Genomic DNA, 19,325 nt, shown 5'->3' with positions numbered 1-19,325 from the left:
CGGGTAGGCCACGCTGTATACATTATGCGCGGAAGTTCGAGGCGCTACTTGGCGGAATTCGGCCATGTGGTGCTGTACGACCGGTGGCGGGGCGGCTCGCACACCGCCCGGCTAGGGAGGAGTTCGGATGAGACACATGAGGCTTTTGGCACTGGTGCTGGGCTTTGTCCTGCTTGGCGCCGCCTGCGGCGCCGATGAGGAGCCCGCTGCTACCACCCAGGCTACGACCGCAACGCAGGCCACCCAGGCCACCCAGGCCCCGGCCGACGACACGCCCACCGAGACGGCTCCGGCCGACGATGCGATGATGGATGAGGCCGAGACGATCGCCGACATCCGGTCCCGGATCGAGGGCCAGTCGGTGGTGGTGGGTAGCTCGGGCTTCCCGAACGCTTCCTTGACGGGTGCGTTCCGGACGATGGACTTCCTGCGGGATGACTTTGGTCTCGACGTGGAGTTCCGTCTGCTGGACTCCGATCCGCTGGTGGCGGCGACTATCGCCGGTGAGGTTGATGTCGGCCAGCTCTCCCTGGCCGGTATGGCGAATGCCGTCTCGGCGGGATCGGATTTCGTCGCCTTCGGCGGTGACGACCAGAAGAACTCGTTCATAATCGCGGCGAAGGCGCCGATCAGTTCGATGGAGGAGTTGCGGGGCCAGCCGGTGGCGGCGACGCAGAGCCTGAACCAGATCACCGGCCAGACTCTCCAGAAGTGTCTGGCGGATGTGGGCATGACCGTGGACGATGTGCAGCTGGTGCGGCTGGCGCACACGGGTGAGGCGACCCAGGCGATCACGTCGGGTCAGGTTGTCGGCGGTATCTCGGCTACCTGGCGTCTCACTCAGCTCACCCTGAATGAGGGCGAGGGCGCCTACAACATGCTTTGTGCGGGTTGGGAGGCGGCCCCTCAGATCTCCTCGGTGTGGTATGCCGAGAGGGCCTGGGTGGAGGCCAATCCTGACATGGCGCTGGCGTTCAACATCGCGTCGTTGAAGTCGGCGCGTTGGGCGCAGGAGGACAAGCAGCAGTGGATCGAGTACGCCATGTCGGTGAACGAGCGCCTTACCCCGGAGGCTGCGTCGCTCGACTACGACAGCCTCTTGGGCGAGCTGGACATGTGGCCGGTCAACGGTTCCCTCGACTACGACCTCTTGCAGACCACCTTGGAAACGTCCTTCGCGTTCGAGGCGGTCGACCGTGAGTACACGGTCGAGGAACTGGTCACCTTCGAGTTCCAGGACAAGGCACTCGAGATCCTCGGGACTGCCGAGCGCAATCCTGATATCTCGATGGCAGACGATGCGATGATGGATGCGGATGCGATGATCGCCGATATCCGGTCCCGGATCGAGGGCCAGTCGGTGGTGGTGGGTAGCTCGGGCTTCCCGAACGCTTCCTTGACGGGTGCGTTCCGGACGATGGACTTCCTGCGGGATGACTTTGGTCTCGACGTGGAGTTCCGTCTGCTGGACTCCGATCCGCTGGTGGCGGCGACTATCGCCGGTGAGGTTGATGTCGGCCAGCTCTCCCTGGCCGGTATGGCGAATGCCGTCTCGGCGGGATCGGATTTCGTCGCCTTCGGCGGTGACGACCAGAAGAACTCGTTCATAATCGCGGCGAAGGCGCCGATCAGTTCGATGGAGGAGTTGCGGGGCCAGCCGGTGGCGGCGACGCAGAGCCTGAACCAGATCACCGGCCAGACTCTCCAGAAGTGTCTGGCGGATGTGGGCATGACCGTGGACGATGTGCAGCTGGTGCGGCTGGCGCACACGGGTGAGGCGACCCAGGCGATCACGTCGGGTCAGGTTGTCGGCGGTATCTCGGCTACCTGGCGTCTCACTCAGCTCACCCTGAATGAGGGCGAGGGCGCCTACAACATGCTTTGTGCGGGTTGGGAGGCGGCCCCTCAGATCTCCTCGGTGTGGTATGCCGAGAGGGCCTGGGTGGAGGCCAATCCTGACATGGCGCTGGCGTTCAACATCGCGTCGTTGAAGTCGGCGCGTTGGGCACAGGAGGACAAGCAGCAGTGGATCGAGTACGCCATGTCGGTGAACGAGCGCCTGACCGCGGAGGCTGCGGCGATCGATTACGACGGGCTCATCCACGAGCTGGACATGTGGCCGGTCAACGGTTCCCTCGACTACGACCTGATGCAGACCACGCTGGACACCTCTCTCGCGTTCGAGGCGGTCGACCGGGCCTACACGGTCGAGGAGTTGGTCACCTTCGAGTTCCAGGACCAGGCACTGGACATTCTCGGGCGGCGATAGAACCGACGACACGACGAAATGAGTCTGCGGGCCTGCCGGTTCCTCCGGGATACGGCAGGCCCGTTAGGTGCCCATACGGCTGCGGAGCGTGGGACTAAGGTTCCCGTAAGTTCCGGCCGTCCTGAAGGCAGCCTGGTTCCGGTTTGCCGGGGATGGCCGGTGCCACTCTCGGGTCATGAGATGGGGAGCTATTGGAAATGGCCGCAGTCGACACGCTGACCCACCGGGAGAGGGGTCCCGCGGTCCTGGCTGCCGGGTGGAGCCGCCCCCTGCTGCGGTTCCTGGCGGTGTTCCAATCGAGTTGGGTGATCCGGATCCTGACCCTCGCCGTCATCCTCACCGGCTGGGAGGTCTTCGGCAGGCGCACCAGCACCGTCACCTTCGCCTCGGTGACCAGGACCTGGGATGCGCTATGGGAGATGACCGTCAGCGGCGACCTGTGGAAGGCGTGGCGGTCCGACCTGGCCATCATGTTCACCGCCCTGGCCATTTCGGCGGTGGCCGGAATCATTCTGGGCTTCGTCATGGGACGGTACCGCTCGATCGACAACACCGTCGAGCCGGTGTTCGTGGGTGTGTTCATGACGCCCAAGATCGCCCTACTGCCGATCATCGCCCTCTGGCTGGGCTTCCAGTTCAACGCCAAGGTGCTGATAGTGATCCTCTTCAGCTTCTTCGAGGTCTTCTTCACCGTTCGCGACGGCATCAAGGTGACGAACGCCGAGTACGTGGACGTGGCCAGGTCATACTCGATCCCGGAGGGCATGATGCTCACCAAGATCATCGCGCCGGCCACCGCGCCCTACATCATCACCGGGCTCCGCCTCGGCCTTCTGCATGGGATGGTGGGTGTGGTGCTGGCCGGCTTCTTCCTAGAGGCCAACGGGATAGGCGGGCTGATAGCCAACCAGACCAACGAGTACCGGATGCACTCGACCTTCGCCGGCATGCTGACCGTCATGGCGGTGGGAGTAGCGATCAACCTCGGCCTGCGGCTACTCGAGCGGTGGGTGACCCCGTGGAGCACTATGGAGGCCACGTGATGGCCGAGACTTCGACAGACAGCGGAGACGGCGCCGTCCAGACTGGCGGGGAGACCCGTAGCCCGTTCCGGATCAGCCGGGTGAGGATCCTTCAACTGACCGGAATCGTGGTCTTCCTGGGGCTGTGGGAGGTGTTCGGCGCCCGGAAGCCCGAGTGGTACTCGCAGCCGAGCCTGACGCTCGCCGAGTTGTGGAGGCTCCTCGGAGCCGAGCAGGTGCTTCCCTACATCGAGGGGAGCTTCCCGGTACTGCTCATGAAGTCCATGGGGGCTCTGCTGATCGGCATGGTGCTCTCGTTCATCGTGGGGGTGACCCTCGGCTTCCTGATCGGCCGGTACCGGGTGTTCCGGGTGGCGCTCGATCCCTACCTGGCGGCCGTCTATTCGGTCCCGCGGGTGGCCTTCGTCCCGATCATGGTCATCTGGTTCGGCATCGCAGACCACTTCCTGGCGGCCGGGGTCGAGATTCCCTTCTCCAGGTTCGTGATCGCCAGCGTGGTGGTGGCCTGCTCGGTTCTGATCGCCTTTTCCACCGCGGCGGGGGTGCACCAGTTGATGAAGGAGTACAACGAGATCTCCTATGCCTTCAACCTGAGGTCGGGCAAGGGCGTGGTCGAGGAATGGGTCGGGGCCATCCTCCTCGTCGTCACCTTCCTGGGCACGGCTGCGGGATGGCTGAGCCTGATCCAGGGTCTGGTACTGCTGTTCGGGACGGTAGGGCTGCTCGTAGTACGCGACCGGCACATGTTCCTGAAGATACTCCTACCCGGCGCCGTCCCGTTCCTGGCCACCGGTCTCCGCATAGCCGTTCAGCGAGGGCTGATAGCGGTGATAGTGGCCGAGTTCCTGATCGGGGTGCCCGGACTGGGCTTCGTGATCCGGGATGCCCGGGCCTCCTACCACACCGACCGGCTGTTCGCCATGGCCCTGCTGCTGATGGTGATCGGGGGGATCATGATCACCATCACCAAGGCGGTCGAGTCCCGGTTGTCCTCCTGGCGACCCAAGGCGTTCTGAGACCGGACCGGGAAGCCGCGGTGCGATCCATCGGATATGGAAGGTGCCGGACCGTTCGAGAGCGGCCCGGCGCCCGGACGCTCTTCCCCGCGCCGGCGCCGGAGCTTCTGTGAGCCGGGACCTGGCCGGCCATCCCCTTAGGAGGCCCCGGACGGGGATGACCTTCGGGGTGTTGCTGCCCCACTTCGGTCCCCACGCCTCGCGGACCCGCCTGATCGAGGGGATGAAGCTCATAGAGGACCTGGGCTTCGACGCGGTGTGGGCCCGCGATCACCTCCTCTGGCATCCGCACAGCCACGAGGAACACACCGACATGACCTTCCTGGAGCCGTTCACCACCCTGGTCGGGCTGGGAACCCTGGTGGAACGGCTGGTCATCGGGACAGGGGTGATGATCCCGGTGCGCCATCCGATCAGGGTCGCCCAGCAGTACCTCACCCTCTCCTACCTCACCGGCGGGCGCGTCATCGCCGGCTTCGGGGCCGGTCACGGCGGCGAGTTGAGGGCGGCCGGGATCGACCCGGACCGCAAACACCGGGCGGTCCTGGAGATGATCGAGATCGTGCGCCGGCTGTGGGTCGACAACGGCGTTACATTCGACGGGGAGATCTTCCGGGTTCACCACGCCTCCCTCGAACCGAAACTCGAGCATCCGCTACCCATCCTCTACGGGGGTCCTTCCCGGCGGGCAGCCCGGATAGCCGCCCGCCATGCAGATGGTTGGCTCGCCGGAACCGTCCCGCTCACCACCGTCGACGCCCGGCTCTCCTACATGCGGGAGCTGCTGGGTAGCATCGACCGTCTCTTCCTCTCAGCCACACCCCGCACGATTCTCGACGATGACCGGGACCGGGCCCGCAGCCGGGTGAGCGTGGAGCGGATGTCGAGAGACGGTAAGAGGAACTGGGTGACCCCGCCGGGGGGCGCCTTCCGGACGCTCGAGGACATCCGGGGCGTGGTGGTGGTGGGCGACGCCCGCGACGTGGCGGACGGCGTCCTTGAGTACTACAAGCGGGGGTTCGACCACTTCACGTTCGACGTGCGCAACCAGTTCGATCGCTTCGAGGAGACCCTGGAGGAGATAAGCGGGTCCGTACTACCGATCGTGCGGGAGGAGATCGCCCGGTCGGGTATGCCGCAAGCAGACAGGAGGAAATGATGGGGATCGTCGACCACGAGAAGCTGAGGGCCAACTACGAGGGTGTGGTCGAGAAGCTGGGCGGTAACCACGCCGCCGGGCTCGTCCATCCCTACGTGTCGGCCGAGACCATTGAAGACGTGAGCGTACGGTCGTCGTTCATCCAGTACGACCGGGAGTTCACCTTCTACGGCGACGAGGCCTTCGACCGGGGAGGGCAGGAACGAGGCCCGAGCCCCATCAGGTACTTCCTCAGCGGGATCGCCTTCTGCATGCTCGGCTGGTACGCCAAGGGGGCCGCGTTCGCGGAGTGTGAGGTCGAAGGGCTCGGGATGAGCATCACCACCCACCTCGACCTGCGCGGGGAGCATGGCTTCGAGTACAAGCCCATCCACATCCAGTGGCTGGTGTTCGACGTACACGTGGAGAGCCCGTCGGCGGCCGACTCCGTCCTGGCCATGATCGACTGGGGCGATGCCCGCTGCCCGCTGGGCGCCTTCTCCCGGCGGGCGGTACCCGTCTACACCGTGGTCAACCACAACGGAACCGTCATCCGCAACACCGTCCCGCACGGAGTTCAGCAGTCCGGCTGAAGACGGGGGTCTTCGGGACGGCCCTGGACCAAGCCACCGACATGACACTCTGCCCGCGCATGTGTCGATGCCGTTTCTGCGCATGTTTGGATACCGATTCTGCGCACTCCTTGATGCCGGTTCTGCCCACTTTGCACGAGCGTCACGGTTGACGCCCGCTCCGGTCGATGATCTAAACCGGGAGGGTCAGCGGAGCCTTCTTGCCAGGTAGTCGATCACGACGCCGGGATAGAGCGGGTGGAAAGGCCGCCCGAAGTTCTTCATGGTGATCTTCTCCTGCACCCGGGTGGCGTAGTCCTCGGCGTCCAGCTGGAAGGAGTGGTTGGCGCCCGGGATCACCCTCAGTTCGACATCCCTGTTCCCGGCGGCCCACAGGGCTCGCGCCGTCTCGAAGGCGTCCTCTGTGGGTACGTTCAGGTCCTCGGCGCCGTGCAGCACGAGGGCGGGGGCTGCCAGGTGGCGGAACTGGTCCTCGGGAGGGAGGTCCAGGTCGTACCGCAGGCTCGACAGGTCGCGGGTCCTGGTCACACCGTAGACCTCCGCCGTCGCCAGCGGCTCGCGGTTCTCGATCGCGGTGACGATGGCTGGCATCATCATCGCATCCTCGTAGGCCTTGGGGGAGTGCTCCTTCACCCACGCCACCTCGGACTCGCCGAGGCGCATGTAATCACGAATCAGGCGGTAGTTGTACTCGAGCAACGCCGCGATCGACCGGTAGAGGGCGCCCTGCAACACCGCCGCGTCGGGCTGCCCCACTTCGAGCGCCACCCGGCAGAGCACGTAGGCGCCGGCGCTGTGGCCCAGCATGGCCGCCCTGCCGTTGCACTCCGGCAGGGACCGGACCCATCGCCACACGGCCCCGGCGTCGGCGACCTCCTCGGCGCGCCGGACTCCCAGCTCGCCCGTGCTCTGGCCGGCGCCCCTCCGGTCGAAGCGGAAGGAGGCGATGCCCGCTCCCGCCAGACCGCGGGCGAGGATGGCGTACATGTGGCGCTTGGGGACGCCGGGCCAAAGCCTCGGATCCACGTCGGCATCCCTGAGATCCGAGAACGTCCCTCCCAGCAGGAGGGTCACCGGCCACGGGCCTTCGCCGGTGGGCAGGGTCAGGGTCCCGGCCAGGGTGGCGCCTTCGGCCTCTACCAAGCGGTCCTCGTCCCGGAAGGGTCTGGTCCGGCTGACGCTTCGGGTGCTCACGGAGCCTCCTGGTATTTCTCTCCGATCGAGCCTGCGGCGCCCGGCCGGGTATTAGCCTCTCGGAAATGTCGGTCGCCGATCTTAACGATTGCTCCCATGGCTGAACGCCCGCCGGGATCCAAGTTCGTCGCCGGAGTAGTGCAGGCGGCACCGGTCGGATTCGATCCGGAGGCCACGCTATCGAAGACAGTCGATCTGGCTACCCGCGCCCGGTCGCGTGGCGTGGACTTGGCAGTGTTCCCCGAGGCCTTCTTCTCCGCCTACCCGCGGGGCCTCGACTTCGGGGCAGTGGTCGGGTCGCGGAGCGAGGAGGGCCGGGACATGTTCCTCCGCTACTGGGAGTCGGCGATCGACGTGCCCGGTCCCGTCACCCACCGGCTCGCCGGACTGTCATCCGATCTGGCGCTGGACATCGTGATCGGGGTGATCGAGCGCGGCGGGAGCACCCTGTACTGCTCGGTGCTGTTCTTCGCGCCGGAGGAGGGCATGTACGCCAAGCACCGCAAGGTGATGCCGACCGGTTCCGAACGGCTGATCTGGGGGTTCGGGGACGGGTCGACGCTCCAGGTTCACCGGACCCGGCACGGCAACCTGGGCGCCGCCATCTGCTGGGAGAACTACATGCCGCTGCTCCGCTACTCCCTCTACCGGCAGAACATCCAGGTGTGGTGTGCCCCGACTGCCGACGCCAGGGACAGCTGGACCGCCTCCATGCGGCATGTGGCGGTGGAGGGCCGCTGCTACGTGCTCTCGGCCAACCAGTACACGACCCGTGCGGACTATCCCGCCGACTACCGGTCCGTTTTCGGCGACGCGCCCGACGGTGTGATCACCCCGGGTGGGAGTTGTATCGTCGATCCGTTCGGTGAGGTCCTCGCCGGGCCCCACTATGGGAGCGAGGCGATCCTGACCGCCGAGATCGACCTGGCCGACACGATCAGGGGCAAGTTCGACCTGGATGTGGCCGGTCACTACAGCCGGTCCGACCTCTTCGCCTTCGACGTCACGCCGCCGCGCCGTCCGGACGTCACGGGCGGAGCCGGGGACACCTCCGAATAGGTTCGTCCACCTCAACCGGATCCAACGACCTGTCGTGCTTGATGCGCCACTCCCTTTTGTGGAAACGGCCTTGACATCAGAATCCTCTTCTGTATAAACTACTTTGTATTACAAACTATATGGAAGGTTCCCGATGCCAGGCTCAGAAAGTGGTGGATCCGCCCTCACCCCTGAAGAGAGTTGGGGATCCATCCACACCACGATGGACAGGGCGAGGAGTTCGATGTACCTCGCCGGAACCTCACCGATCCTGCTGCTGTGGGGAGGTATCACCGCGGTGGCGTATCTCTTCTCATACTGGCTCCAGACCGGGGGCTCCGATCTGGTGGCGCAGAGACCGTGGGTGGTGGTGCCCCTATTCGGCGTCCTGATCGTGGGCGGGACAGTCGGGAGCGCCGTCATCGGGCACCGGGCGGGGCGCAGGAACGTGTCGAGGGAGGCCAGCCGGGCGGTCGGTCTCAGGGTCTTCGGGTTCTGGATGGCGGTGGCGGTGGCGGCCTGGTTCATCCCGGCGGCCGCGGGAATGTGGAATGACGAGCTCGGCCCTCGTATCCCCCACGTGGCCATCGGGATAGTGGCCCTGGGGTACATCCTCTACGGCATGATGACCCGGCCGGCGCTGGCAGCCGTCGGCGCCGGGATAGCCGCCGCCTACTACGTTCCCAGCTTCCTGGCCGGTGACGCCGCACTGGTGGTCTCCGCGGTGGCGACCCTGGCGGTCGTGGGCGGGGGCGCGGCGTGGTTGCGCAGGATCGGGATCCGGTGACCAGCGAGCCCGTCGACCTCGACCAGATCATCCATCAACCCGTCCGTTTGCGGATAATGACGCTGCTGGTCTCCCAGCCGGGCAACGGTCGGGTGGCCTACACGTTCATCCAGAGCACTCTGGATCTCACCGGTGGGAACCTCACCATCCACCTGCGCAAGCTGCGGGACACCGGTTACGTTGCGATCACCAAGGAGTTCCGGAATGAGAAGCCCTCCACATGGGTGAAGGCCACGCCTTCGGGCCGCCGGGCCTTCGCGGACTATCTGGTCAACCTCGAGAAGGTGTTGAAGTGGGCCCCGCCCCTCCAGCCGGAGGGACAGCTAGCCGCAAAGGGAGAGGCCTAGCCGGAAGGGGATGCCGCCGTATCCGCTCGCCGCAGCGATCCCGTCAAACGGTGGCGGTCTTGTGCGGCAGTAACTTGTTCCAGATGTCGTGTCGCATGTCGGCGAACAAGGGATCCCGCTTCAGGTCCCCCTCGGTCCTCGGGTACGGAAAGGGGACGTCGATGACCTCGCTCACCGTGCCCGGGTGCGCCGACATGACAGCTATCCGCCCCGACAGGAAGATCGCCTCGTCCACGCTATGGGTGACGAACACCACCGTCTTGCGCGTCTTCTCCCAGATCCCGAGCAGTTCTATCTGCATCAACTCGCGGGTCTGCGCGTCGAGAGCGCCGAACGGCTCGTCCATGAGCAGTATCTCGGGATCTACCGCCAGGGCGCGGGCGATTCCCACCCGCTGCTGCATACCGCCGGACAGTTCATGAGGATGGTGGTTGGCGAAGCCCTCCAGTCCCACCATCCTTATGTACTTCCAAGCAATCTCCTCGCGCTCCGCCCTTGACTTCCCGGCAGCCTCCAAGGGGAGCGTCACGTTCCCCGTCACGGTTCGCCACGGAAAGAGCCCGAACTGCTGGAACACGAAGGCGCGATCCCGGCCGGGCCCGGTTACGGGCTTGCCCGAGACTCTGACCTCACCGGAATCGTAAGGGACCAAGCCGTCCAAGACCTTTAGCAGGGTGGTCTTGCCGCATCCGCTCGGACCGATGAGGCTGACGAACTCGCCCTCGGCCACGGTCAGGCTGGCGTCGCGCAGGGCCTGAACCGTCCCGTGCGTCCGTCCCCGCCGGCTGAGGCGCTTCGGAGGCGTACCGGTCTTTCGATAGAACTTGTCGACGTGTGCTATCTCGATCTTCGGTCTCGCCACCGGCAGTCTCCTACTCGAACCAATGGAGCGAAGGCGGTCGTGCGGTCAGCACACACCCGACAGCCACTGTATACAGTGCTCTGTATACAGACTAGCGGAGGCACCGATAGCGGTCACTGGAAGCCCGGATACCCATCGGCTCTCTCGCTCGGTCGCTGGCACGGGACCGGACGCGGGTCCGCTCGAGTCGGATCTGTTTGAGCGGGCCGGAACGGGCATGTAGCGTGGATACCGTTAGGGGCCGGCTGTCGGCGACTGCCATCCTGACCATGCTCGGGGCGGCCGTGTTCCTCACCGTGGCGAATACGACGGCCTCGGCCGTCTCCCAACCCGCCATCGCCCAGACGTTCGCGGCCGGACCGGCGGACGTGGGATGGGTGGTCTTCGGTTACTCGGCGATGTTCGCCATAGCCACCGCCCTGTACGGGCGGCTGGCGGCCCGGTTCGGGCTGGGAAGAACCCTCTCGTTCGGGATCCTGCTCCTTGCGTTCGGCTCTCTGGTGGCGGTCGTGGCGCCGACCCTGCAGGTGGTGATCGCGGCGCGGGTGATCCAGGGGGCGGGTTCAGGGGCTATCCCGACCCTGTCGGTGGCCATCCTCGCCACCAGGTACCCCCCGGAGCGGCGCCAGTTCGCCTACGGGATCATCACCGCGGTGGTGGGCGTCGCTCAGGCCCTCGGACCGATGATCGGCGGTCTGCTAGTGGACCTCATCAGCTGGCGGGCCGCGGTGGGGGTCGGGATGCTGGCCTCACCCGTCGCGGCCTTCATCTGGTACGACCTGCCCCAGCGCGGTGACCCCGACCACCGCCTGGACTACGCGGGTGCGGGCTCGGTCCTGCTCCTGATCGGCGGTTTGGTCTTTGCCGTCAACCGGTTCCCGTTAGACGGCGCCACGCTCCTGACCGGGGGCGCCGTGATAGTCGCCGTTCTGGGCGGCTTGCTCACCGCTTCCAGGTCGAAGCGCCATCCGGCTCCGTTCATACCCATGTCGGTGCTGTCTGACCGGAAGTTCCTCCCTCTGGCGATCGCCGCCTTCGTGGGAAGCGCCGCCTATCTCGGTACGATCATCGCCCTGCCATCGGCCCTGTCCCGGGCCCACGAGATAGATGCGGTGGGTATCGGCCTGGTCATCGTCCCCGCCGCGGCGTCGATCTCCCTGGCGTCCACGACTACCAGGCTTGCCTCACGGAGGCTGGGCTACATGGGCACGACGCTGGTCTCGCTGCTGTTCCTTCTGGCGGGAACCGGGCTGCTGGCCGCACTGGGAGTCGACCGCGGCCCCGGCTTGGTGGCGATACTGGTGATACCGCTCGGCATCGGGTTCGGACTGTTGACCCCTCCGCTGGTCGATGCGGTGACGAAGCGCTTCGACGGTCCATCCCAGTCGATCGCCATCGGGATCTTCTACCTGGGCTTCTTCCTCGGCGGATCATCGGGCGGGGCGGTGACAACCGGGATCATCCAGCGTGACCTGTCCGTCCCGATCCTGGGCTCGGGATTCCCCGTGGGCGAAGCCGGGCTGGCTGCCGTGGCTCTGGTAGGGGTCATCATGACGGCGCGCATTCTCATCATGAGACCCGAGGGGGACCGGTCATGATCGCCTGCCCCGGGAAGTGGCCGGCTCCGAAGGCAGGTCTCCGGACGGTATCGTCAAGAATCGTGAACCGCCGCTACGACCGGACTCGAGGCCGATGACCCGACTCTCGCTGGGAATAGCGTGACCCTCCCGAAGACCATGCGAGCCATGGCACTGGTGGAGCTCGGAGGTCCCCACTGCATCATGGACACCAACCTGCCGGTACCGGAACCGGCGGAAGACGAGGTGCTGATCCGGGTCCGGACGGTGGCCGTGAACCACCAGGATCTCTTCACCATGTCGGGCAGGGCCCATATGGCGAACCTCTCGTTCCCACATGTGATGGGGATAGATCCATCGGGAGTGGTTGCCGGGCACGGCTCTCGGGTCACTTCCCTAGCGGTCGGCCGGCGGGTGGTCGTCAAACCTCCGATCGCTTGCGATGCCTGCGAATTCTGCGCTCGAGGCGAGGACGACTCCTGTCCCTACCTCCATAACGTGGGCGTCCACCGGTGGGGTGGACACGCCGAGTACGTGACGGTGCCCGAGCGCAGCGTGTTCCCCGTCCCATCCGGCCTGAGCCACGCCAAGGCCACAGCACTGGCCCACTCGTTTCCCGTCGCGGAGCAGATGTTCACCCGGGTAGGACTGACCGGGGACGATGTGGTCATGGTGGCGGGCGCATCCGGCGCCATCGGTTCCGCCGCGGTCCAGCTCGCCAAGCTGGCCGGTGCGTTCGTCATCGGTGCGGCCGGCTCGCCTGATCGGGCGGCGCGGGCGGCCGTTGCCGGCGCGGACGCCACCGTCGACTACACCGCCGAGCCCGACTTCGCGGGCCGGATCCGCGGCATCGTTCCCGAGGGCGTCACCCTCTTCCTCGACCCAGCCAGCAACCCGGACGTGTGGAAAGAGGTGCTTAAGACACTCCGGAATCGGGCCCGGGTGGTGGTCTGCGGGTCGCACGCCGGCCCGATGGTCCAACTCAACAACAACTGGCTGTTCCGGTCGCGGGTGGCGATATACGGAAGCGCGGGATCCACGCGGCGGGGGATGCGGCGGTGCCTCGACCTGGCCGGAGCAGGCCGCATCGATCCGGCGATCGACTCGGTCCGACCCCTCAGCGACATTCGCGAGGCCTACGCCGACCTGGGTTCCAGGCGCAACGTCGGCAAGATCGTCCTGCGCGTCGCGGAAGGAGACGGGTAGAGGGCCGCTGATCTAGCGGGTCGAGCGGATGGCCTCCCAGACCCGGGCGGGTGTGAGTGGGAAGTCCAAGGACGTCACCCCGTCGTCGCGCAGGGCGTCGTGCACGGCGTTCAGGATCGCAGGAGGCGCCCCGATGCAACCGGCCTCGCCGGTTCCCTTGACACCGAGAGGATTGCCGGGAGCGGGAGTGGTGGTCCGCCGGGCGATCAGAGGGAGGGGCTGGGTGGACGTGGGCACGAGGTAGCCGGCCAGGTTGGCGTTGATGGGCTGCCCGTCGGCGTTGTACACGACCTCCTCCAGGAGCGCCTCTCCGATGCCTTGCATGACCGAGCCGTGTACCTGGCCCTCGACGATCATCGGATTCAGCACGTTGCCGCAGTCATCGACGGCTACGAGCGACAGCAGGGCCACCTCGCCCGTCTCGCGTTCCACCTCGACGACTGCCACGTAGGCTCCGAAGGGGAAGGTCAGCGTGGCGCCGGTGTACATCTCCTCGGCCGCCAGTTCGACGCCGGTGGCTCCCGCCTCGGCGGCAACCTCGGCGAGCGTGACGGTCGTGCCCGGCGAGCCGGCGACGCCGAAGCCCCCGTCCACCAGGACGAGATCCGCCTCTGACGCCTCCAGCATTCCGGCGGCGATCGCCCGAGCGCGGGCGCGAACCTCTATTGCTGTGCGGAGGATCGCCGAGCCGCCGAGCTGGGTGGAGCGGCTCGCGAAGCTTCCGACACCGCCTGCCACCTCGCCCGTATCCCCCGCGTAGACCGTCACCTCCTCGGTAGGCACGGAGAACACGCCGGCTGCTATCTGGGACCAGACCGTACGGTGTCCCTGGCCGGAGGGAGTCGATCCGGTCCTCACGACCACACCGCCGTCCTGGCTGATCTCGACCCTGCCGTACTCGCCCGAACCGGCCGAGCCTCCGGCGCGCTCGACGAACGAGCCGATACCGATACCGATGGGATTGCCCCCGCCGGCCCGCCGTTCCGCCTGGAGTTGCCGCCACCGAGCCACGTCGGCCGTGTCGATGGCCAGCTCCAGGGCGGCCGCGTAGTCGCCCGAGTCGTAGATGAAGCCGGTGTGGCTCCTGAAGGGGAAGTCGGCCGGACCGACGAAGTTGCGCCTCCGAACGTCCTCGGGAAGCAACCCGGCGGCCTGCGCGAACGCGTCCACCGCCCGTTCGATGGCGATGGCCGCCTCGGGTCTGCCGGCGCCACGGTACGGGCCGACCGGGGCCCTGTTGGTGACGACCGCGGTTGCAGTGGCCTCGAGATGCTCGATGTCGTAAGGGCCTTGGATCACGGGCAGGGTGAAGAAGGGGACACGAGCGCCGGAGCACGGGTAAGCCCCGGAATCGCCCACTATCTCGGCGGCGAGGTAGCGGATCCGTCCGTCACGGTCACCGCCGACCCGCATCGTGATGTGCTGGGCGCGGCCATGGGTACCGCACATGAGCTGCTCGGTCCGGCTCTGGAGCCAGACGGTCGGCCTAGCCAGACGCCGGGCTATGGCCGCCACTACGGGATACTCCGGATAGAACTGGCCCTTCGTCCCGAAGGCCCCGCCCACATCCGGAACCCTCGTTCTGATGCCGGACGGGTCGATGCCCAGCATCCCTCCGAGTTGTCTCGACAGCGCTGCAGGCGCCTGATGGCCACACCAGACCTCGAGGCCGTACCCGGCCTGGCGGGCGAGTATGGCCAGGGGCTCGATGGTGACCGGTGAGACCCTGGGAATATCGACGTCGACGGTGACTTCGACCTGGGCGGCGGGTCGGGGTCCTTCGGTCATGATCGTGGCGCGGTGGGCGATGTTCGAGCCTGTATCCGGGAACAGCAGCACCTCGCCCGCCAGCGCAGAGTTGGTGTCCACGGCGGGGAGTTCCTCGGCCTCGATCCACACCGACCCGGCAGCGTCCACCGCTTGGACAGCCGACTCGGCAACTACCACTGCCACCGGCTCTCCCACGTACCGCACCCGGTCGCGGGCCAGGGGCGGCTGGCCCATGCCGGCGGGCCCAGGTGCGCCCGGATGGGGCGACGACGGCATGTCCGGCAAGCCGAGGCCGTCGGCGCCGAAGACGGCCACGACGCCTGGAAGGCCCCGGGCGCCGCCGAGGTCCGGAGGCAACAGCCTGCCGTGGGCGACCGGGCTGCGCACGAAAGCACAGTGGAGGGTGCCGGCGTCCACCATGTCACCGACGAACCGGCCGGAGCCGGTGATCAGCGGGAGGTCCTCCAGCCGAACCGGCGCCTGGCCCAGGTCCATTCTGTCTACCCGGCGGCGCTGTCCGTTACCGCCCGGACGGCCGCGACGATCTTGCCGGTGGTCGGCTCGACATGCCGCTCCAGCGGCGGGCTGAACGGTATCGGGACGTCCGCGGTGGTCACCCGCGCCGGGGCGGCCACCAGGTCTCCGAACGAGTTCTCCGTCACCACGGCCATGATCTCGGCGGCCACGCCGCACCGGCGATGGCACTCGTCCACGACCACCAGGCGTCCGGTCTTCGCTACCGAGTCGAGGATCGTCTGCTCGTCGAGCGGGGAGAGAGTGCGCGGATCGACCACCTCTACGTCGATCCCCTCGGCGCTCAGAGTCTCCGCCGCCTCCAGCGCGCGGAGGACCATCCAGGAGGAGGCGAACACGGTCACGTCCGTGCCGCGTCGCTTGACGTCGGCGACGCCGAAGGGGATGGAGAAGTCCTTGTCGTCAGGTGCGGGCCCTCGGGTGTCGAACAGGCGGACGTGATCCACCCAGGCGGTCGGGTTGTCGGACGCCGCGGCGGTGTTGACCAGCCCCATCACGTCCCGTGGCGTGGAGGGCGCCATGATCTCGAGCCCAGGCGTGTTCCAGAGCATCGCCTGCGGGCTGTGCGAGTGTTGGGCCGCTCCTCCTCCGCGGATGCCATGGTTGAAGTGGAAGACCATCGGCACCTTGGTGGCGCCGCCCGACATGTAGTGGATGTTGGCCGCCTCGTTGACGATCTGGGGGAAGGCCTGGAACATGAAGCTGGCGGTGGCCATGTCCACGATGGGCCTCAGCCCGGCCAGCGCCGCTCCTATGGCCACGCCCACGTACCCGACCTCGGCGATCGGGGGGTGGTAAACGCGGCCCGGGTAGTCGGCATGCAGGCGGGCCATGATCGCCCGGTGCTTGGTGAGGCCCAGGAAGTAGAGGCCCATGAGATGGACCCGCTCGTCGGTCGCCATCTGGTGGCGGAGCGACTCGACCAGCGCCTCGGCGTAGAGCATCTCGCGCATATCCACAACTCCTATGCGTAGACGGACTCGAGGGCGCTGGCCACGGGAGGGTAAGGACTGTCGAGGGCGAACCGGACGCCTCGCTCGATCTGGTCCTTGACCTGCTCGTCCATTGCCAAGGCCTCGTCGGAGGTCAGCACTCCGGCCGAGAGCAGCTCCCGGACGTAGCGGAGCAGCCCATCCTGCTCGGCGTGCCAGACCGCGTAGTCGGCCGGGATCGCCGAAGGGTCCCAGGCGTAGGAGAGATCGGTCGGACCGGTGAGGAGTTGTGGCCAGATCGGCCGGCTTCCCGGCCACCGGACCGTGAGCGCTTCGATGAAGGTGGGGCCACCGCCGCCGCGGGCTCGCCCGACGGCCGTCGCCATCGCTTCGTGGACCGCTCCGGTGTCGGTGCCGTCCACCGTGATCGTGGGCACCTTGAAGGCGGCGGCCAGGTCGGTGAGCGGCGCCGCCGCCATCGTGGAGGACGGGTACTCGTTGGCCTTCTGACCGAGCGCCTCCAGGCTGTTGTTCTCGCACAGATAGATGACGGGGAGGCTCTCGAGGGCGGCGATGTTGATCGACTCGTGGAAGGTGCCCTCCTCCAGGGCTCCGTCACCGAACAGGCATACGGACACCCGATCCCTCCCGAGCCGGGAGAAGGCGAACGCGGCCCCGGTCGCGAGGGGTGTGCAGCCTCCGGTGGCCGCCGACGTGGTCGGGAAGCCGTTCTCGACCGAGGCGATGTGGAGGGTGCCCCCCTTGCCGCGGTTGGTCCCCGTCTCCTTTCCGAGGATCTCGGCGAACATCGCGGCCGGGTCGGTGCCCCTGGCCAGCAGGTGACCGTGGTTCCGGTGGGTGGTGAAGCCCACGTCTCCCGGCTCGAGCTGCGCCAGGGCCGGCACGCCGGTGGCCTCCTGGCCGATGTACACGTGGAAGTGGCCGACGGCGTACTCGCCGGCCAGCTCTATCAGCCCCTCCTCGAAGCGGCGGATGACCAGCATCCGGCGCAGGTAGTCGGTGAGGCGATCGGCCGGTAGGTCGGGGATCACGTTCTTCCTCCCTTCTGTCCATCGGTCCGGGGCGGGACCTCGCCGAGCAGGCCTCGCACCGCCCCCACGATGTCTCCGGAACCGGGAACGAACGCGTCCTCCAACTCCGGTGCGGCGCCCACCGGGGCGAACGGTGCCCCCACCCGGGCTATCGGAGCCCTGGTGCGGACACCGGGGGCGGCTTGGAGCCGGGCCACCACCTCGGCGCCAACCCCGCCGGTAGTGACGGCCTCGTGAGCTACCACCGCCCTACCCGTCCGGCCCAATGAGGCCACAGCCGGTTCCAGATCGATTGGAGCCAGCCAGCGGAGGTCGATCACCTCGCACTCGATGCCGTCCGCTGCCAGGGTATCCGCCGCGGCCAGCGCGTGGTGGACCATCCTCGAGTAGGAGACGATCGTCACGTGGTCGCCGCGCCGCCGCACTACGGATCCCGACGCCGGCTCGTTCCCCGTGACCTCGCCCTTCGTCCAGTACAGACCCCGGTGCTCCACGTACACCACCGGGTTGTCGTCGGCGATCGCGACCTCGAGCAGCCTGGCGGCATCACCCGGAAAGGCGGGCGCCACCACCTTGAGGCCCGGCGTGTGCAGGAACCAGGCTTCGAGGCTCTGGGAATGGTGGGCGCCGAACCGCCCGCTCACGCCGCCCTGGACCCGTACCGTAAGCGGCACCCGCAGAAGGCCGCCGGTCATGAAGCCCAGCTTGGCGGCGTGGTTGACCAACTGGTCCATCGCCAGGGTGGCGAAGTCGACGAACATGATCTCGATGACCGGGCGCAGGCCGGTTGCCGCCGCCCCGGTAGCCATGCCCATCACGGTGGCCTCGCTGATCGGGGTGTCGAGGATGCGGTCCTTCCCGAACTCGTCCGCCAAGCCCTTGGTCGCTCCGAAGGGACCGCCGTATCCCACGTCCTCGCCCAGCACGATGACCGAGGGGTCGGACCGCATGGATGACTGCAACCCCTGTCGCACAGCCTCGATGTACCGGATACGGGCTGCCATCACACGTACACGTCGCCGGTCACGCCCGCCGGGTCGGCGGGGGGATCCGCCAGGGCCTGCTCGGCCGCTACGGCAACCTGGGTCCGGGCCGCGGCCTCGACGTCATCGAGGCGCTCGGGCGGCACCCCCGCCTCGGCCAGATGCCTGGCGAAGCGGGCGACCGGGTCCTTCCGCTTCCACTCCTCCCGTTCGGACAGCGTCCGGTAGCGGGCCGGGTCTCCCTCGTAATGACCCCGGAGGCGGTGGGTGAGCACCTCCACGAAGGAGGGTCCGCCCCCTCCCCGGGCGCGGTCCACGGCCTCCGTCACGGCGTCCCTGACCGCCAGGACGTCACCACCGTCCACGGTGACGGCCGGGATCGAGTAGACGGATGCGTAATCGGCCAGGCGCTCCACCACCGTGTGGGCGGACAGGGGAGAGAACTCGACGTACCCGTTGTTCTCGCACACCAGTACCACCGGCAGCTTCCACAGTGCGGCCATGTTGAGGCTCTCGTGGAAGGGACCGCTCTGCCCGGCCCCGTCGCCGAAGAAGGCCACCGAGACCCGGTCCTCGTTGCGCGTGACGCTGGTCAGGGCGGCGCCCAGCGCCAGCGGGATGTTCCCGGCCACCACCCCGGTGGCGGTCACGAAGCCAACCTCGGGAGCGGAGATGTGCATCGATCCGCCCTTCCCCTTGCAGTAGCCCGTGGACCGTCCGGCGATCTCGGCCATCAACCGGCGTAGGTCGGCGCCCTTGGCGATGGCGTGGGCGTGGGAGCGGTGGGTGCCGAAGGCGTAGTCGCTCCGGCCGAGGGCGGCGCAGGTTCCGACCGCCGATCCCTCCTGTCCGATCCCCAGGTGGATCAGACCGGCCACCTTGCCGGCGGCGTACAGTTCCGACACCTTCTCCTCGAACGCCCTGATCAGCCACATCCGTGCCAGGATCTCCAGATCCGTCAACGGGCGGGTTCGGGTCATGCCG

Annotated in this window: 17 protein-coding genes; 10 read left to right on the top strand and 7 right to left on the bottom strand. The window is 67.3% G+C overall.

The features are described 5' to 3' along the window. Nucleotides 1–136 precede the first annotated feature (136 nt). From OXK16_06465 to OXK16_06445, 5 genes are all read left to right on the top strand, one after another. Nucleotides 137–2,269, top strand: coding sequence for an ABC transporter substrate-binding protein (locus OXK16_06465; protein MDE0375588.1), 2,133 nt, complete (start codon nt 137–139; stop codon nt 2,267–2,269). Nucleotides 2,270–2,466: 197 nt separating this feature from the next. After that, on the top strand, nt 2,467–3,312 hold the full coding sequence (locus tag OXK16_06460) for an ABC transporter permease (protein ID MDE0375587.1): 846 nt from the start codon (nt 2,467–2,469) through the stop codon (nt 3,310–3,312). Then, nucleotides 3,312–4,328 carry an ABC transporter permease subunit gene (locus OXK16_06455; GenBank protein ID MDE0375586.1) on the top strand — a complete coding sequence of 339 codons (1,017 nt, stop codon included), beginning with the start codon at nt 3,312–3,314 and terminating at the stop codon, nt 4,326–4,328. Before OXK16_06460 ends, OXK16_06455 begins: the two co-directional genes overlap by 1 nt. 43 nt (nt 4,329–4,371) lie before the next feature. Further along, a complete protein-coding gene (locus tag OXK16_06450; GenBank protein MDE0375585.1) occupies nt 4,372–5,487 on the top strand; it encodes an LLM class flavin-dependent oxidoreductase in 1,116 nt (371 codons plus the stop codon). Further along, nucleotides 5,484–6,059, top strand: coding sequence for an OsmC family protein (locus OXK16_06445; GenBank protein ID MDE0375584.1), 576 nt, complete (start codon nt 5,484–5,486; stop codon nt 6,057–6,059). Before OXK16_06450 ends, OXK16_06445 begins: the two co-directional genes overlap by 4 nt. A gap of 186 nt (nt 6,060–6,245) precedes the next feature. Here OXK16_06445 and OXK16_06440 read toward each other — a convergent pair whose 3' ends face one another. After that, nucleotides 6,246–7,253, bottom strand: a complete 1,008-nt coding sequence (locus OXK16_06440; protein ID MDE0375583.1) for an alpha/beta fold hydrolase — start codon at nt 7,251–7,253, stop codon at nt 6,246–6,248. 96 nt (nt 7,254–7,349) lie between these two features. Between OXK16_06440 and OXK16_06435 the strand changes: the two genes are divergently transcribed. The 3 genes from OXK16_06435 (at nt 7,350) to OXK16_06425 (ending at nt 9,425) form a co-directional block, all read left to right on the top strand. Next, entirely contained in the window at nt 7,350–8,312 is a 963-nt protein-coding gene (locus OXK16_06435) for a carbon-nitrogen hydrolase family protein (GenBank protein MDE0375582.1), read from the top strand. Nucleotides 8,313–8,535: 223 nt separating this feature from the next. Continuing rightward, a complete protein-coding gene (locus tag OXK16_06430) occupies nt 8,536–9,078 on the top strand; it encodes a hypothetical protein (GenBank protein ID MDE0375581.1) in 543 nt (180 codons plus the stop codon). Next, nucleotides 9,075–9,425, top strand: a complete 351-nt coding sequence (locus OXK16_06425; GenBank protein MDE0375580.1) for a transcriptional regulator — start codon at nt 9,075–9,077, stop codon at nt 9,423–9,425. Before OXK16_06430 ends, OXK16_06425 begins: the two co-directional genes overlap by 4 nt. A gap of 43 nt (nt 9,426–9,468) precedes the next feature. Here the strand turns inward: OXK16_06425 and OXK16_06420 are convergent, their stop codons facing one another. Further along, nucleotides 9,469–10,287, bottom strand: coding sequence for an ABC transporter ATP-binding protein (locus tag OXK16_06420; GenBank protein MDE0375579.1), 819 nt, complete (start codon nt 10,285–10,287; stop codon nt 9,469–9,471). Between the two features lie 224 nt (nt 10,288–10,511). On the opposite strand from OXK16_06420, the gene OXK16_06415 reads away from it, so the two are divergent. Both OXK16_06415 and OXK16_06410 read left to right on the top strand, forming a co-directional pair. After that, nucleotides 10,512–11,885, top strand: a complete 1,374-nt coding sequence (locus OXK16_06415; GenBank protein ID MDE0375578.1) for an MFS transporter — start codon at nt 10,512–10,514, stop codon at nt 11,883–11,885. A 120-nt stretch (nt 11,886–12,005) separates the two neighbouring features. After that, the gene (locus OXK16_06410) at nt 12,006–13,070 is read left to right on the top strand and encodes an alcohol dehydrogenase catalytic domain-containing protein (protein MDE0375577.1); all 1,065 of its coding nucleotides are present in this window, start codon (nt 12,006–12,008) and stop codon (nt 13,068–13,070) included. Between the two features lie 12 nt (nt 13,071–13,082). On the opposite strand, the gene OXK16_06405 is transcribed toward OXK16_06410, so the two are convergent. The 5 genes from OXK16_06405 to OXK16_06385 are packed head-to-tail and all read right to left on the bottom strand — an operon-like array spanning nt 13,083 to nt 19,321. Further along, nucleotides 13,083–15,335, bottom strand: a complete 2,253-nt coding sequence (locus OXK16_06405; protein MDE0375576.1) for a xanthine dehydrogenase family protein molybdopterin-binding subunit — start codon at nt 15,333–15,335, stop codon at nt 13,083–13,085. Between the two features lie 5 nt (nt 15,336–15,340). Beyond that, nucleotides 15,341–16,327 (bottom strand): alpha-ketoacid dehydrogenase subunit beta, encoded by a 987-nt coding sequence (locus tag OXK16_06400; protein ID MDE0375575.1) that lies wholly within the window; start codon nt 16,325–16,327, stop codon nt 15,341–15,343. Between the two features lie 11 nt (nt 16,328–16,338). Beyond that, nucleotides 16,339–17,358, bottom strand: coding sequence for a thiamine pyrophosphate-dependent dehydrogenase E1 component subunit alpha (locus OXK16_06395; GenBank protein ID MDE0375574.1), 1,020 nt, complete (start codon nt 17,356–17,358; stop codon nt 16,339–16,341). Further along, nucleotides 17,355–18,362, bottom strand: a complete 1,008-nt coding sequence (locus OXK16_06390; protein MDE0375573.1) for an alpha-ketoacid dehydrogenase subunit beta — start codon at nt 18,360–18,362, stop codon at nt 17,355–17,357. The genes OXK16_06395 and OXK16_06390 overlap by 4 nt, the downstream gene beginning before the upstream one ends. Further along, entirely contained in the window at nt 18,362–19,321 is a 960-nt protein-coding gene (locus OXK16_06385; protein MDE0375572.1) for a thiamine pyrophosphate-dependent dehydrogenase E1 component subunit alpha, read from the bottom strand. The genes OXK16_06390 and OXK16_06385 overlap by 1 nt, the downstream gene beginning before the upstream one ends. Nucleotides 19,322–19,325 lie beyond the last annotated feature (4 nt).

This window comes from bacterium (assembly GCA_028821235.1).
GTDB lineage: Bacteria > Actinomycetota > Acidimicrobiia > Spongiisociales > Spongiisociaceae > Spongiisocius.
Note: the sequence above shows the minus strand (reverse complement) of the source record. Positions and strands in the feature narration are given on the sequence as shown.